Source organism: Streptomyces sp. ALI-76-A, from assembly GCF_030287445.1.
Lineage (GTDB): Bacteria > Actinomycetota > Actinomycetes > Streptomycetales > Streptomycetaceae > Streptomyces.
The window spans coordinates 3,575,768-3,591,124 of the sequence record NZ_JASVWB010000002.1; the positions used below are offsets into that span (position 1 = coordinate 3,575,768).

Below are 15,357 nucleotides of genomic sequence, written 5' to 3' on the forward strand. Positions count from 1 at the left end.
TGCTGACGGTGGCGGTCGGGTTCCCTCCAGCAGAACACCTCCCCCGGTATGCGCGGGTGGTCACCGCCCGATATCGCCACACGCCCTCCACATCCACCGCCCCGGACCCCCGGTATGGCGGTGACCCGCCGGGGTAGGCGCGCGCCCATGGCTCCACCACAGGCGTACATGACAGGAAGCAACCGAAGAGGACTCCGCCGCCGCTCGCTGCTCGCCGGGGCGGCGGCGGTGGGCGCGGCGGGCACGCTGGGCACCGCCGGATGCGCGCGGGTCGACGTCACCGGGGCGACCGACGGCGGTCATCTCCTGGACGACCTGCGCCGCAAGGGCACCGTGCGCATGGGCATAGCGAGCGAGCCCCCCTACGCCTCCATCGACTCCCAGGGGAAGCTCACCGGCGAGGCGCCGGCCGTCTCCCGGACCGTCTTCCAGCGGCTGGGCGTCAAGGACTTCGAACCGGTACCGGTCGAGTTCGGCTCCCTCGTCCCCGGGCTGCTCTCCTTCCAGTTCGATGTGATCGTCGCGGGCATGTTCATCAACAAGAGCCGCTGCCAGGCGGTCCTCTTCTCCGACCCGGACTACGAGTCGAAGGACGGGTTCCTCGTCCCCAAGGGCAACCCGGACGGGATCACGTCCTACCAGGACGTCGCCGAGCAGGGCCTGCGCATGGGAACCGGCGTCGGTTACGCCGAGTTCGACTACGCCGTGGCCAACGGCGTGAAGGAGAGCGGCATCCAGACCTACGGCGACCAGATCGCCGGCATGGAGGCGCTCGAGGCGGGGCGTATCGACTGCTTCGCGGGTACGGCCCTCACCATGATCGAGGCCCTCAGGACCGGCGCCCACCCCAAGGTGGGGATGACCGATCCGTTCACTCCGGAGGTCGACGGCAAGCCGCAGCGGGACGGCGGCGGTTACGGCTTCCGGCTGGGCGAGACCGCCCTGCGGGACGCCTTCAACCGTGAGCTGCGGAAGATGAAACAGAGCGGCGAACTCCTGCGGATCGCCAAGCCCTTCGGCTTCACCGAGGAGTTCATGACGGATCTGACCGCAGAGGAGCTCTGCAAGAAATGACCGGGCCTCTGTGGGAACTCCTGTTCAAAGGCGCGTGGATCACCGTCCAGCTGATGGTCTACAGCGCGGTGCTCGCGGCCGCCGTCGCCTTCGGCATCGGCATGGCACGCACCTCACGCCTGTGGATCGTCCGCTTCCTGTCCGGTGTCTACGTGGAGTTCTTCCGCGGCACCTCGGCGCTGGTGCTGATGTTCTGGCTGTTCTTCGCGCTGCCCCTGCTCGGCTGGCAGCTCGCCGGCATCTGGGCGGGCACCCTCGCCCTCGGCCTCTCCTACGGCGCCTACGGCTCCGAGGTGGTGCGCGGCGCGCTCCAGTCGGTGGCACCCGCGCAGCGCGAGGCGGCGATCGCGCTGAGCTTCACGCCCTGGCAGCGGATGCGGAAGGTGATCCTGCCGCAGGCGGTGCCGGAGATGATGCCGCCGTTCAACAACCTGCTGATCGAGCTGCTCAAGGGCACCGCGCTGGCCTCCCTGCTGTCCATCGGCGAACTCACCTTCCAGGCCAAGCTCGCCCGGCTCTCCACCGGGGAGAGCGCCCAGGTCTACGGGATCATCCTGGTGATGTACTTCGTGATCGCGTTCGTCGTCACCCGGGTCATGCGGGTGCTGGAGCGCCGCGCCAAGGCGTCGATCGGCCAGGCACCGAAGACGGGCGGCTGGTTCTCTCGCCGGCTGTCCGTCTCCAGGCAGAGCGCCCAGCCGTCCGCCGTCGGAGGTGGCCACTGATGAACACCTGGTCATGGGATTACGTCGGCGACATCATGCCGCAGCTCCTCGACGGGCTGTGGATCACCGTCCAGGCGACGCTGCTCGGCTCACTGGTGGCCTTCGCCCTCGGTCTGGTGTGGGCGATGGCACTGCGCTCACCGTCCCGCTGGGTGACCTGGCCGGTCGGTGTCCTCGTCGAGTTCGTCCGCAACACGCCCCTGCTGGTGCAGCTGTTCTTCCTGTTCTTCGTCCTGCCGGGCTGGGGGCTGACCTTCGGGGCGCTGACCACCGGTGTCATCGGCCTGGGACTGCACTACTCGACGTACACCGCCGAGGTCTACCGCGCCGGTATCGACGCGGTCCCGAAGGGCCAGTGGGAGGCGGCCACCGCACTGAGTCTCCCGCGCGGGCGCACCTGGCTCGCCGTCATCCTGCCGCAGGCCTTCCGGCGGGTGGTGCCCGCCCTCGGCAACTATGTGATCGCGATGTTCAAGGACACGCCGATGCTCTCGGCCATCACCGTGGCCGACATGCTCTTCGAGGCCAACAGCATCGGCGCGACCACCTTCGACTACATGGAGCCAATCACCGTCGTCGGTGTGCTCTTCATCGTGATCTCGTATCCCACCTCTGTCCTTCTGCGAGTCCTGGAGCGTCGCCTTGTCCGCTGACAGCAGCCTCTCGAAAGAAACCGGCAACCCCGCGGTGGACGGCAGCGAGCTGATCCGCTTCGACAAGGTCACCAAGCGTTTCGGTACCAACACCGTGCTGGACTCGCTGGACTTCACCGTCTCCTCCGGAAAGCACGTCACGCTGATCGGCCCCTCGGGCTCGGGCAAGACGACGATCCTGAGGCTGCTGATGACCCTGGCCACGCCCGACGAGGGCACCATCAGGGTCGGCGGCGAGTACCTCACGCACGAGGAGCGCGCCGGCAAGCTCGTGCCGGCCGGCGAGAAGCACGTCCGCGAGGTCCGCAAGAACATCGGCATGGTGTTCCAGCAGTTCAACCTCTTCCCCAACATGAAGGTCATGCGGAACATCACCGAGGCCCCGGTGCACGTCCTCGGCCTGTCCGGGGACGAGGCCGAGGAGCGGGCCCGCGGGCTGCTCGACCTGGTCGGCCTGACCGAGCACGCGGACAAGTACCCGACCCAGCTGTCCGGCGGCCAGCAGCAGCGCGTCGCCATCGCCCGCGCCCTCGCCATGCGCCCCCAGGTCCTGCTGCTCGACGAGGTCACCTCCGCGCTCGACCCCGAACTGGTGGCCGGGGTGCTGGACGTCCTGCGGGACATCGCGCACACGACGGACATCACGATGCTCGTCGTCACCCACGAGATGAACTTCGCCCGCGACATCTCCGACGACGTCCTGATGTTCGACGGGGGCCGGGTGATCGAGTCCGGTTCACCCCAGAAGATGTTCACCGAACCCGATCACGAGCGCACCCGGCAGTTCCTGAGCGCCGTGCTCTGAACGCCGGCGGCGCCCCGGGGCCCCGGGGCGGGCGGGCCGGACGGGCCCGCGCCGGGGCGCACCGTCCCACTGCCGCAGAACTTGCCACTGACATATGCCAGTGTCGTTCTCCGCTGCTGAGCGGTCCGGACAGCACCGACAAACTCGGCAACATCCCCTCCCCGCAGGCCTCTTGGCCGTTATCGTGGAAGGGATTCGCTGTCCGGATTACGGCCCAGCTGTAGAGCGACCGAGCGAGCGCAGGGGGAACACCGTGGCGCTGATGCACGAGCCGACCGCGCCGTACCACTCGACGCAGGACGCGCTGCGCGTCCTGGAGACCGTGGCACGGCACACCGCCGGAGTGACCGACAGCCGGCTCGCCACCCTGACCGGCCTCAGCCCGGAGCGCCTGACCACGCTCCTGCGCATGCTGCGCCGCGAGGGCTACGTCGAGCAGGTGGCCGACGGGGCCTACGTCAGCGGCGCCGCCCTGAGCCGTCTGGGCTCCGCCGAGGACCGCGACCAGGCCCTGCGCGAGAAGCTCCAGCGCACCCTGGACCGACTGCGCGACTCGGTCGGCGCCGCCGTCTACATCAGCCGGTACGTCGACGGGGAGATCGACGTCACCCAGTACGCAGCCGGCCCCGCGACGCCCGCGGTGAACGAGTGGGTGGACTTCCGCTACTCCGCGCACGCCACCGCGATCGGCAAGAGCCTGCTCGGCCAGCTCGACCACAACGGCCGGCGCGACCACCTCTCCCGCCACAAGATGGCCCGCCTGACCTCGCGCACCATCACCAGCGACAAGCTGCTGCTCTCCCGCCTGGAGTCCCAGCCGCCGACCGTGCCCCACCTCGACCTCCAGGAGTACGCGGTCGGCACGGTGTGCGCGGCCGTCCCGATCACCGCCGGCTCCTCGGTCGGCTGCCTGGCCCTGTCCCTCCCGGTCGAGCACGCCCACCGCCTTCGCCAGGCCGCGGACCGGCTGAACCGGGGCGCGGCCCCGGTGCTGCTGTCCCTGGCGATCTAGTCCACCCGTCCGCCCCCGGGGGTGGTCGGAAGCACCCCTGTGGGCCGGGTAGTATTTTCTCTGTCGTCGACCGCCGAAGGCGGACGGCGGGAGTCATGCGCCGCTAGCTCAGTTGGTTAGAGCAGCTGACTCTTAATCAGCGGGTCCGGGGTTCGAGTCCCTGGCGGCGCACGGACGAAGGGCCCCTCGCAGCAGCGGGGGGCCCTTCGCGTGCGGGCCGCCGCTCACGGGCGGCCCGGGCCGCGCCGGCTAGGGCAGGGCGTCGCCGGCCACCTCGAACATCATGTGGACCACGGCCATGAACCCGAGGCAGAACAGGACCAGCACCGCGAAGAACACCAGCGCGCAGCCCGTGCCGGCCGCCAGCCTCCCGGGCGCCGGCGCGTTGGCCGTGGCCCGCTCCGGGCGGTCCGCCGCGTAGCGCACCGTGACGATGTCCCCCTCGACGATCGTCCCCCGGCCGCCCGTCTCGTCGAACCGGACGACGCGGCCCTCCCGCGTGGCGAACTCGTAGACGTGGTGCATGCTCGTGTGCACGGCGCTGTCACCGCCGCCACTGGTCGTCGTGTATGTCCGCAGACAGCGCGCCTCCGCCGTGAGGCCGCTGTTCCAGGCGTCGCTGACGTCCCGGGCGCGCCGGACCACCGTGACCGCGGCGAACACCGCGATCCCGATCATCAGCGACGGCACGACGTAGAAGAACGCTTCCATGGATCCCCCGATCTCCAGCGCCGTCACGCTCGGCGGCGTACGGGGAACCTACCCTCGGGGGAAGCCGCGCTGTCTCAAGCGAAGCTCAGAGGTCACGGCGGACCTCCGGGGTCCGCGTGCGCCGGAACCGAGCCTCCCGGCGCACGCGGTTCCCGTCCGGCCGGGTCAGAACGTGACGTCCGAGCAGGCGTAGAACGCGTTGGCCGTGTCGGCGATCGTCCACACCGCGACGATCACATGACGGCCGCTCAGCCCGGACGGCAGGGTGCCGCTGTGGGAGAGCGTGGAGGGGGGTCGCTGGCCGCCGTAGGGGACGGTCAGGAACGGGGTGAGGTTGAGGTCGGAACGGGCCAGGTTGTGGCTCTGGTTCCAGCCCGGCCTGGTGACGTAGTACTTGAAGTCGGTCGTGGCGTGCATGGCGGTGAACTGCCAGCGGAAGGTGTAGCTCTGTCCGCCGGTCACCTTGGTTGCGGGCCAGGCCCCGCCCGAGGGTGTCCTCGGGCTGTCGAGCTGGGCGAAGGGCGCGTTCCCGCCGGAACAGATCCGGCCGTCGGCCGGCCCGGACCCGGGGAAGCCCTTGGGGCCCTCGACGCTCTGCGGTTCCCACTGGATGTTGCCGCAGTTGGTCACGGTGCCGTTCTGGCAGAGCTTCTGACGGCTGACGGGGAGGTCGGTGTAGCCATGGCCGCTCGCGCCCTGGGACGAGAGCACCAGCGCTCCGGTCGTCGCGAGGCCGAGCGCGGCGGCGTACCACTTGGTCTTTTTGCGCATGCTGCCGCTCCTGGAGAACGTGGGGGAGTTTCAGTGAGCCGTGCAGGGTAGGTCTAGACCAAGTCTCAGGTTATGGGCGCTGGTTGAACATGTCCATACCAATCACCGAGATCGCTCGGCCAAGGCCTCCCTCACCGCCCCGCCTCTCCCCGTCCCGCGCAGAACGCCACCGTCAGGTCCTTGACCAGCGCCTTGCGTTCGTAGTCGTCCAGCTCCACCAGCCCGCGCATGGTCAGCCGGGTCACCGTGTCCTCCACGGAGTCCACGACCGAGGTGAGCACGCTCGCCCGGTGCTGGGCGTCCAGCGCGGCGATCCGGCGGCGGTGCATCGCGGCGGCGACCTCCGGCGCGTACTCCACCCGCAACGGCTGCACCGCGAACACCTCCAGGCCCACCGGTGCGGCGTCCGCCGCCACCAGCCGGGTCAGCCGCTCCCCCGACCCGTCACCGGAACACCGCCCGGAGCCGGGCGTCTCCACCGGCACCCGGGCCAGCGCCGCCTCCACGCACGCGCGCAGATACGTCTCGTGGTCCTCGACACCCAGCGTCGCCCGCGCGGTGTCCCGCACCCGCCACACCACCAGCGCCACCACCCGCAGCGCGACCCCGCTCGCGTCGGCCGCGGGCATCGCCTCGCTGCGCCAGTGCCGCAGCCGTACGTCCACCCGGCGGCGCAGCACCAGCGGGTTGACCCACATCAGACCCGTGCGCCGGACCGTGCCCCGGTAGCGGCCGAACAGCCCGAGCACCCAGGCCCGCCCGGTCCGTCCCCGGGCCAGCCCGCCGAAGCCGAACAGAGCGAGGGCGCCGGCCGTGGCGTACACCGCCCATTGCGCGGGTCCCAGGCCCGCCCCGGCGTACCGCGGCAGCCCGAGCGCGTGCACCGCGAGCGGCGGCAGCACGCCCGCCCACCACGAGGTGGCCACTCCCCCGGCCAGCCCGCAGGCGCCGGCGAACACGCCCACCGCCCCCGGCAGCACCCGTGCGGGCCGCTCCCCCAGCGCGGGGTCGACCTCGATCACGGGGCTCGGTCTCGCGGGCGCCGGGCGCCGCAGGCGCGGCTGCTCCCCCATGCCCTGCCGGCGTGCCACCACGGCCGGCCTCAGCGGCACCGACACCGGGTCGGGGTCGTCACGGAACAGCAGATGGACGGGGATCTCGGTGGTCGACTCGTTCTGGATGAGCCGAGCGGGCCGGGACGGCCCCTCGGACTCGGGGGTGTGGGACGTGGTCGTACTCATGCGTGCCTCCAGCCTCCGCGCCAGATGCGTCACAACAGGTGGTCAGGAAAAGAGCCGCCGCCAGGTCTCCGGGCCCGGGTGGCCGTCCGCCGCGCCGCCCCGCCAGCCCTGGGCACGCTGGAAGGCCTCGACGGCTCGCCGGTCCGCCTCGCCCCAGCGCGGCCCCGGCCCGGTCGTGTAGTGCCTGCCGAACCCCTTCTTCAGAAGCTGCCTGCCGAGCTGGGTGACGTACGCGTTGCGCGCTCCCGGCCGGAACATGGCCCGCCCCGGGTAGCCGGGCACCCCGTGGGACGCGGGAGCCGGGGGTACCACCGCCCCGGTGGTGACGTCCCGGCCCCGGCCGGTGACCAGCAGCTCCCACGTCAGCGGGCCCGGCAGCCCGTCGGCGGCCCGGCCGCGCCAGCCCTGGGCCTGCTGGAAAGCCCGGGTCGCCGTGCGGTCCGCGGCCGTCCAGCGGGGGCCGGGCCCGGTGGCGTAGTGGCGCCCGGCGCCGCGCTCCACGAGCATCCGGCCGAGCTGGGTGACGTACTTGTTCTTGGCGCCGGGACCGAAGTGGGCCCGGCCCGGATAGGGCGTCCCGGCGGGGACACCCGGTTTCGCGCTGTCCGGTTTCGCGCTGTCCGGTTGCGCGCCCGCCGCGCCGCCCGTGAGCCCCTTGTAGCGGTAGGCGAGATAGCGGTCGGAGTTGCTCCAGTAGGCGTACGGGGTGGCCTGCCTGCGGGTGTGCGGGCGGGTCTGCTCGTAGGCGGTGTAGTAGGTACGCGTGTAGTCGGTCCAGCCCCCGAAGATCACGACATGGGACCCCTTCTGGGGGTCGGACAGGTTGTGGAAGAGCAGGATGTCGCCGGGCTGGAGGTCGTCCTTGGTGATCCGCACCCCGTACTGGCCGAGGCTGCCCGTCCACTCGTTGCTCGGCAGGTTCCAGGCCATCGACACGAAGCCCGAACAGTCCTGCCGGTACCCGTCGCTCCAGTACGCGGACATGCTGTACGGCACCTTGGCGGCGACCCAGACCTTGGCCCGCTTGATGATGTCCGCCCGGGAGACCGCGCGCGCGGTGCCCGGGGCGGCCGACGCGCCGCTCGGACCGTGCAGCGGGGCCTTGCCGCCCTGAGGGGTGTCGGGCTCGTCACCTGCGGGAACACCCGGGCGGGCGGGGGCGTGGGAGCCGGCGAGAGCGGGGGCCGGGTGGCCGGCGACGAGCGCCGTGGAGGCCGCGGCGGCGACGATCACGGCCCGGTGGGCGGCCGGGTGGCGGCCGGTCCGGGCCCCCGGTGAATGCGGCAGGACGCGCCGCCAGTGGACGCATCCGGGGCAGTCGCAGTCGGTCGCGGGATCGAATTCCTCGAAGACCGGAGCCGCCATGCGATTCCCCTCACACCTCAGGTGGAAATGTCCATGCCTGTGCACATTCGTCAGTTTCTCAACTGTCGCCCGACCGCGCATGTTGACGGTCCGAATGATGTACGGGGTCCAGCGGGGCCCCGGCACCCGCGGTCCGGAGCACTCTCCGAGGTCCGGTAAAGTTGTGCAGGTCAGCGCGCGCCGCTAGCTCAGTTGGTTAGAGCAGCTGACTCTTAATCAGCGGGTCCGGGGTTCGAGTCCCTGGCGGCGCACGATGGTGAGAAGCCCCTCGCGGGAGCGGGGGGCTTTCCCCATGCCCCAGAAAGGAACGCTTTCCAGGATTGGCCGGATATCATCTCGTCATGGCAGGGCACGTCCGTCCTTTGAACTGGACGCGCGCGTCGGACGTATGGAACGGAAGGCCGTCGAGGAAGCCGGCCCCACCGGGACCGACCGCGTGTTTCGCGCCACACCTCGCCAGAGGTGAGGTCGCGAGGAAGCACTTCGTCGACATCCGTGCCCTCCTGTCCACAACGGCTCCACAAGGTCCCCACAGGGGCCACATTGAACGCGTATGACCGGTAAACACCGCGTTTCGCATCTTGCGATCATGATGGACACCGTAGAAACCTGGTTCCTTCAAGATGCTGCGGTTTCGCGGCAGTTGGGGGGCAAGGAGCCGGTTGCCGGTGTTGCGGGGGAAGGGGCCCCGTTCATGGAGTGATGCCGAGGGGGGCATCATGCAACCGGAAGGTCGCAGTTCTGTGTCCAAAGATGTGGACGATGTGGTGACTGTGGCCCACCGCTGATACGACTGTGCAGGGTCGAGGGGGACCCGAGCAGTGGTAAGGAAACGACACCACGCGGAGACACGCGTGTGGGGGGATGACTCATGACGTCGACGCCGACGGGCGCCCGGCAGAACTACGACCCGTCCCAGACCACCCAGCTCAGGGTGCCTTCACATCGGACCGGGGCGTTCCGCAGGATCAAGAAGACGCTGCCGAAGTACGACTACGAGCACTACAGCCGACTGGCAGGTCCCCTCACCCAGCCCGACCCGACCAAGCCGTACAGAGTGCAGTACCGCTCCCTGATCTCGCAGGAGCCGCACCGTATCCGGGTCGCGTTGATGCTGGCCGCCGCACCGCTGCTGTCGCTGGTGCTGCTGGTGTGGCTGCTTCAGCCCTCGCACTGGACCGTGCGCGACTACCCGGCGTTCGCCTGGCTGCCGGCGCTCGACGTGGTGATGCTCGTCTCGATCGGCCTGATCGAGTTCTTCCGCTGCATGAACGTGCTGTCGAACGCGCACGCGACCCTGGTCGCCCGCGACCCGATCCCGGTGGTCCCCGAGACCGGCACCAGAGTGGCCTTCCTCACCTCCTTCGTGCCCGGCAAGGAGCCGCTGGAGATGGTGACGAAGACCCTGGAAGCCGCGGTGAAGATCCGCCACCGCGGCCTCATGCATGTCTGGCTCCTCGACGAGGGCGACGACCCCGAGGTGAAGGCCGTGTGCGAGCGCCTCGGCGTCCACCACTTCTCCCGCAAGGGCGTGGCGAAGTGGAACCAGGCCTCGGGCCCGCACCGCGCCAAGACCAAGCACGGCAACTACAACGCCTGGCTGGACGCGCACGGCGACAACTACGACTTCTTCGCGTCCGTGGACACCGACCACGTGCCGCTGCCGAACTACCTGGAGCGGATGCTCGGCTTCTTCCGCGACCCGAACATCGGCTTCGTCATCGGCCCGCAGGTCTACGGCAACTACGACAACTTCGTCACCAAGGCCGCCGAGTCGCAGCAGTTCCTCTTCCACGCGCTGATCCAGCGCGCCGGCAACCGCTACGGCTCGCCGATGTTCGTGGGCACGTCGAACGCCGTGCGCATCAGGGCGCTGAAGCAGATCGGCGGCCTGTACGACTCGATCACCGAGGACATGGCGACCGGCTTCGAGATCCACCGCCACAAGAACCCGGCGACGGGCAAGAAGTGGCGCTCGGTCTACACCCCGGACGTCCTCGCGGTCGGTGAGGGACCCAGCGCCTGGACGGACTTCTTCACCCAGCAGATGCGCTGGTCGCGCGGTACGTACGAGACGATCCTCAAGCAGTACTGGAAGGGCTGGTACTCGCTGCCGCCGAGCAAGCTCTTCAACTACACGATGATGATCATCTTCTACCCGATGTCCGCCCTCAACTGGATCCTCGCCGCGGTGAGCTGCGCGCTGTTCCTGGGCCTGGGCGCCTCCGGTGTGAACATCGACCCGACCGTGTGGCTGATGCTCTACGGCAACGCCTCCGCGCTCCAGATCGGCCTGTACATCTGGAACCGCCGGCACAACGTCTCCCCGCACGAGCCGGAGGGGTCCGGCGGCGTGGCCGGCATGGTCATGTCCGCCCTGTCCGCGCCGCTCTACGCCAAGGCGCTGATCGACTCCGCCCTCCGGCGCAAGAGCAAGTTCGTGGTCACGCCCAAGGGTGACTCGGCGAGCCCGGACAGGTGGTTCGGGACCTTCCGGTACCACTGGTACTTCATCGCGCTCTTCACCGCGTCGATCGCCGCCGGATTCGTCTTCGGGCACGCGCACCCCGCGATGATCATCTGGGCGACGTTCGCCACGCTGATCACCGCGACGCCGATCATCGCCTGGCGCCACATGCTCCGCCAGGCGAAGAAGAGGCCCGCGGCGCCCGAGCAGGAGCCGCGGGACGCGGCTCCCGTCGCCCCGCCCGCGGCCCCCGTGGGGGCCTACGAGCCGCAGGCGCTGCCGGTGCAGCGCACGGCGGCCCAGCACGCCCCGCAGCACAAGCCCAGCTGGGCGGCTTCGAACGAGGGCTCGAACGGAACGGGTGACCAGACCATGCAGATCGCCCTTGGTGGACTTGGGGGACGTAAGGAATGAACGACCGTGCAGGCCGCCGCCGCGCCCGTCGACTCGCGATAGGCACGGCGGTGGTGCTCGCGCTGGCCGGGATGAACGGACCGTGGCTCTACCGCTTCGGCACCGAGAAATACCACCAGTACCAAATCAACAAGCCCGAGTACAAAGCCGCGAACGGCAAGTGGGACATCATCGAGTTCCCGGAGGAGTACCGGCAGAACACCATCCACGCGGCGCTGCTGCGGACCGGGAAGGTGCTGCTCGTCGCCGGTTCGGGCAACAACCAGGAGAACTTCGACGACAAGAAGTTCGACACCCGGATCTGGGACCCGGTCAAGGGCACCATCAAGGTGGTCCCCACGCCCAAGGACCTGTTCTGCACCGGCCATACCCAGCTCGCCAACGGCAACCTGCTGATCGCGGGCGGCACCAAGCGGTACGAGAAGCTGAAGGGTGACGTCACCAAGGCCGGCGGCCTGATGATCGTGCACAACGAGAACCCGGACAAGCCGATCACGCTGCCCGCGGGCACCAGGTTCGTGGGCAAGGAGAACGGCAAGACCTTCGTGTCGAAGGACCCGGTCGTCGTCGAGCGGGCGACGAAGAAGTTCGACAAGAACACCGGCGAGTTCCTCGGCAACACCCCGGGCCTGGGCCGTATCTACGTCGAGGCGCAGAAGAGCGGCGCCCGGTACGAGACGGGTACGCAGGACAACTACAAGGTGCTGGGCCTGTCCGGCGCCGACGCCAAGAACACGTACGGCATCGCGCAGAAGCTCGCCCTGGACAAGAAGGACTTCCAGGGCATCCGGGACGCCTTCGAGTTCGACCCGATCGCCGAGAAGTACATCAAGGTCGACCCGATGAAGGAGGCCCGCTGGTATCCGACGCTCACCACCCTGAGCGACGGGAGGATCCTCAGCGCCTCCGGCCTCGACGACATCGGCCAGCTGGTCCCGGGCAAGAACGAGGTCTTCGACCCGAAGACCAAGAAGTGGACCTACCTGCCGAAGACCATGCAGTTCCCGACCTACCCGGCGCTGTTCCTGATGCAGAACGGCAAGGTCTTCTACTCGGGTTCCAACGCGGGCTACGGGCCGGACGACGTGGGCCGTGACCCGGGCGTCTGGGACGTGGACACCAACAAGTTCACCAAGGTGCCCGGCCTGAGCGATCCCAAGCTGCTGGAGACGTCCGGGACCGTGCTGCTGCCACCGGCGCAGGACGAGAAGTACATGGTGATCGGCGGTGGCGGCGTCGGCGAGTCCAAGCTGTCCAGCAAGAAGACGCGGATCATCGACCTGAAGGCCGACGACCCGGAGTTCGTGGACGGGCCGTCGATGGAGAAGGGCACGCGCTATCCGCAGGCGTCCGTCCTGCCGGACGACACCGTGCTGGTGTCGGGCGGCTCGGAGGACTACCGCGGGCGCGGCGACTCCAACATCCTGCAGGCCCGGATGTACCACCCGGACACCAACACGTTCGACGAGGTCGCCGATCCGCTGGTGGGCCGGAACTACCACTCCGGGTCGCTGCTGCTGCCGGACGGGCGGGTGATGTTCTTCGGGTCGGACTCGCTGTACGGGGACAAGGCGAACACGAAGCCGGGCACGTTCGAGCAGCGGATCGAGATCTACACGCCGCCGTACCTGTACCAGGGCGCGCGGCCGTCGCTGTCCGGCGGTCCGCAGACCATCGAGCGCGGGGACTCGGGGACGTTCACCTCGCAGCACGCCTCGTCGGTCAAGAAGGTGCGGCTGATCCGGCCGAGCGCGTCCACGCACGTGACCGACGTGGACCAGCGGTCCATCGCGCTGGACTTCAAGGCGTCCGGCGACAAGATCACGGTGACCCTGCCGAAGAACAAGAACCTCGTCCAGTCGGGGTGGTACATGCTGTTCGTGAACGACGACCAGGGGACGCCGAGCAAGGCGCAGTGGGTGAAGGTGCCGTAGCGGAACCGCACACCGCGCTGGGGGCGCCCTCCGTCACGGAGGGCGCCCCCAGTCAGGTACGGGGAACTACCGCGAACCCTTGGCCAGCTTCAGCGCGTAGTCCGTCCACCATTCGCCCGCCTGCGGGCCGCCCTTGCACTCGCCGTCCGACTCACCCGGGCGTTTGACCCAGACGTAGGCGTCGACCAGCGGGTCCGCCGTCTTGGTGGTCGGGGTCTCGCCGAGGGCCCGGCCGGGCGGGTTGCACCAGCGCTCGTCCGGGTTGCCGCCCTCGTAGGGGCCGTTGCCGTTGCGGCTGGTGTCGATCACGAAGGGCTTGCCGCCGACCTTGGCCGAGAGTTCCTTGCCGTAGGCGATGGAGTCCTCGGTCGAGTAGAAGTTGGAGACGTTGACCGAGAAGCCGTCGGCCTGGTCGATGCCCGCGCGCCGCAGGGGTCCGAAGATCTGGTCGGGGTTGCCCCAGCCCGCGTTGCCCGCGTCCAGGTAGACCTTGGTGTTCTTCAGGGCCGCGAGCTTGCCCACGGCCTCCTTGAGGAGGGCGTACCGCTCCTCGTGGAACTCCTGGCCCGTGCAGCCGTCGACGAGGTGCAGCACGGCGTCCGGTTCCAGGATCACCGTCGCGGACCGGTCGCCGATGCCCTTGGCCACGCCGTCGATCCAGGTCCGGTAGGCGTTGCCGTCGGCGGCGCCGCCCTGCGAGTACTGGCCGCAGTCGCGGTGCGGGATGTTGTAGAGGACCAGCAGGGCCGTGCGGTCGGCCTTCGTCGCGGCCTCGGTGAAGCCGCGCGCCTCCTGCTCCGGCTCGTCCACGCCGATCCACTCGCCGGTCGGCTGCTCGGCGATCTTGCGGATCTGCTCCGCCTCCGCCTTCTTGCCGGCCTTCTCGTAGGCGGCCACCTGCTGGGCCGCGTTGCCGTCCGGGTTCACCCAGAACGGGTCGGTCGCCTTGGGCTGCTGGGTGATCCCGGCGGCGGCGTCGTCGTCCTTGTCCCCTCCGCCGTCCGATGAGGAACACCCCGCGATCAGCAGCGCCGCCCCCAGCACCGCCGCGGAAAACCGTGTTCCGGCCCCCCTGCTGACGTACATCCAACTCCCCCTTGGGTGCACCGTTCCAAGTCTCAATCCTGACACACCCGTCGTATCCCTATCGAAGTCGTCCACGCCTTGTCCGGAGCGGTCCGCAGTTCCGGTGGTCAGCGTACGCGCGCCTCTGCGCCGCGCCCGGCGACCAGCCCCCGCGGAGACCGGGCGACCAGCCCTCGCGGAGAGGAGTCACCTGCGTCGATGACGCAGAGCGACCGCTTCGGGACGTGGCGTGCATCGCCCTCTAGGCCCCGGCGGACATCCGCTCTAAAGTCGTGTCGTACGGCTCCAGCCCCCGGCCACGGTTTCACCACCGTGGCTTTCGCAGCCTCCCGTGCCGGCGCCGGGTCACTCCCGCGGCCCGTGCGCCCGCGGTCGAGGACCAGCCCGGTCGGCGGCTTCAAGGGGAGCGGGCCGCCGACCGGGCCAGGTGCCTCACAGACCGGTTCCCGTGAGATACGCCGACACGATCACGTTCGCCGTGTAGCTGCGGCTCGCCCGGTCGAAGGTGCCGCCGCAGGTGATCAGCCGCAGTTCGGCCCGGCCGGTCTCCCGCGGGCCGTACGCCTGCCGGGCGTCGAAGCGGTCGCGGGTGACGACCTGGACGTCGTCGACGGTGAACTCGGCGACCTCGCCGTCGTCGCGGATCACCCGGACCGTCTCGCCGGGCTGCATCGCGCTGATCTTGTAGAAGACGGCGGGCCGGGTCTCGGTGTCGACGTGCCCGACCAGCAGGGCGGTCCCGGTCGCCCCCGGCTTCACCCCGGCGGCATACCAGCCGACGGCACCGGCCCGGTCGAAGGGCGGCGGGTCGATCGCTCCCTGCCCGTCGAGGCCGCGGGCCACGACCGGGGCCTGGACGCCGAGGCGGGGAATGTCGACGCGCTGCGGGAGCGCGTCGCCGAGCGGCCGGAGCGGGGGCGGCAGCTTCACGTCCGGGGGCCGGCCGACCGCCGCCATGTCGCCGGTGGCCGGCGCGGATATCCCGTGCCGTACGTCGGTCGCCTCGCGTCCCCACAGCCACAGCCCGAGCAGCAGGAGTGCCCAGGCCACGCCGGTGAGCAGACGGCCGGTGCCGGTGGTGCGTTCGCGGTCGGACATG

At 69.8% G+C, this 15,357-nt stretch carries 13 protein-coding genes and 2 tRNA genes; 9 read left to right on the forward strand and 6 right to left on the reverse strand.

Annotation, left to right across the window (positions count from 1 at the left end; all coding sequences use genetic code 11):
- Nucleotides 1–147: 147 nt before the first annotated feature.
- The 6 genes from ehuB (at nucleotide 148) to QQS16_RS16935 (ending at nucleotide 4,440) form a co-directional block, all read left to right on the forward strand.
- The gene (ehuB, locus tag QQS16_RS16910) at nucleotides 148–1,074 is read left to right on the forward strand and encodes an ectoine/hydroxyectoine ABC transporter substrate-binding protein EhuB (protein ID WP_502963803.1); all 927 of its coding nucleotides are present in this window, start codon (nucleotides 148–150) and stop codon (nucleotides 1,072–1,074) included.
- Complete coding sequence (gene ehuC, locus QQS16_RS16915; RefSeq protein WP_286062582.1) at nucleotides 1,071–1,799, forward strand: ectoine/hydroxyectoine ABC transporter permease subunit EhuC; 729 nt, start codon at nucleotides 1,071–1,073, stop codon at nucleotides 1,797–1,799. The genes ehuB and ehuC overlap by 4 nt, the downstream gene beginning before the upstream one ends.
- Entirely contained in the window at nucleotides 1,799–2,452 is a 654-nt protein-coding gene (gene ehuD, locus QQS16_RS16920) for an ectoine/hydroxyectoine ABC transporter permease subunit EhuD (protein WP_286062583.1), read from the forward strand. The genes ehuC and ehuD overlap by 1 nt, the downstream gene beginning before the upstream one ends.
- 34 nt (nucleotides 2,453–2,486) lie before the next feature.
- Nucleotides 2,487–3,257, forward strand: a complete 771-nt coding sequence (gene ehuA, locus QQS16_RS16925; protein ID WP_502963912.1) for an ectoine/hydroxyectoine ABC transporter ATP-binding protein EhuA — start codon at nucleotides 2,487–2,489, stop codon at nucleotides 3,255–3,257.
- 253 nt (nucleotides 3,258–3,510) lie between these two features.
- On the forward strand, nucleotides 3,511–4,269 hold the full coding sequence (locus tag QQS16_RS16930; protein WP_286062585.1) for an IclR family transcriptional regulator: 759 nt from the start codon (nucleotides 3,511–3,513) through the stop codon (nucleotides 4,267–4,269).
- Between the two features lie 97 nt (nucleotides 4,270–4,366).
- Nucleotides 4,367–4,440, forward strand: a tRNA-Lys gene (locus QQS16_RS16935).
- Between the two features lie 78 nt (nucleotides 4,441–4,518).
- Here the strand turns inward: QQS16_RS16935 and QQS16_RS16940 are convergent.
- The 4 genes from QQS16_RS16940 to QQS16_RS16955 all read right to left on the reverse strand — a co-directional run bounded on the left by QQS16_RS16940 (nucleotide 4,519) and on the right by QQS16_RS16955 (nucleotide 8,357).
- Nucleotides 4,519–4,980, reverse strand: a complete 462-nt coding sequence (locus QQS16_RS16940) for a DUF3592 domain-containing protein (protein WP_286066354.1) — start codon at nucleotides 4,978–4,980, stop codon at nucleotides 4,519–4,521.
- Between the two features lie 165 nt (nucleotides 4,981–5,145).
- A complete protein-coding gene (locus QQS16_RS16945; RefSeq protein ID WP_286062587.1) occupies nucleotides 5,146–5,751 on the reverse strand; it encodes a lytic polysaccharide monooxygenase auxiliary activity family 9 protein in 606 nt (201 codons plus the stop codon).
- Nucleotides 5,752–5,882: 131 nt separating this feature from the next.
- Complete coding sequence (locus QQS16_RS16950; protein WP_286062589.1) at nucleotides 5,883–6,992, reverse strand: SPFH domain-containing protein; 1,110 nt, start codon at nucleotides 6,990–6,992, stop codon at nucleotides 5,883–5,885.
- Nucleotides 6,993–7,034: 42 nt separating this feature from the next.
- On the reverse strand, nucleotides 7,035–8,357 hold the full coding sequence (locus tag QQS16_RS16955) for a peptidoglycan-binding protein (RefSeq protein ID WP_286062590.1): 1,323 nt from the start codon (nucleotides 8,355–8,357) through the stop codon (nucleotides 7,035–7,037).
- A 177-nt stretch (nucleotides 8,358–8,534) separates the two neighbouring features.
- Here QQS16_RS16955 and QQS16_RS16960 point away from each other — a divergent pair.
- The 3 genes from QQS16_RS16960 to glxA all read left to right on the forward strand — a co-directional run bounded on the left by QQS16_RS16960 (nucleotide 8,535) and on the right by glxA (nucleotide 13,172).
- Nucleotides 8,535–8,608: transfer RNA gene (locus QQS16_RS16960), tRNA-Lys, on the forward strand.
- Nucleotides 8,609–9,228: 620 nt separating this feature from the next.
- A complete protein-coding gene (locus tag QQS16_RS16965) occupies nucleotides 9,229–11,238 on the forward strand; it encodes a glycosyltransferase family 2 protein (RefSeq protein WP_286062592.1) in 2,010 nt (669 codons plus the stop codon).
- Nucleotides 11,235–13,172: a radical copper oxidase GlxA gene (gene glxA, locus QQS16_RS16970; RefSeq protein WP_286062594.1), complete on the forward strand. Its 1,938-nt coding sequence runs from the start codon at nucleotides 11,235–11,237 to the stop codon at nucleotides 13,170–13,172. Before QQS16_RS16965 ends, glxA begins: the two co-directional genes overlap by 4 nt.
- 66 nt (nucleotides 13,173–13,238) lie before the next feature.
- On the opposite strand, the gene QQS16_RS16975 is transcribed toward glxA, so the two are convergent.
- Both QQS16_RS16975 and QQS16_RS16980 read right to left on the reverse strand, forming a co-directional pair.
- The gene (locus QQS16_RS16975) at nucleotides 13,239–14,258 is read right to left on the reverse strand and encodes a glycoside hydrolase family 6 protein (RefSeq protein WP_286062595.1); all 1,020 of its coding nucleotides are present in this window, start codon (nucleotides 14,256–14,258) and stop codon (nucleotides 13,239–13,241) included.
- Between the two features lie 432 nt (nucleotides 14,259–14,690).
- Nucleotides 14,691–15,356 carry a class F sortase gene (locus tag QQS16_RS16980; RefSeq protein ID WP_286062597.1) on the reverse strand — a complete coding sequence of 222 codons (666 nt, stop codon included), beginning with the start codon at nucleotides 15,354–15,356 and terminating at the stop codon, nucleotides 14,691–14,693.
- Between the last annotated feature and the right edge of the window lies 1 nt (nucleotide 15,357).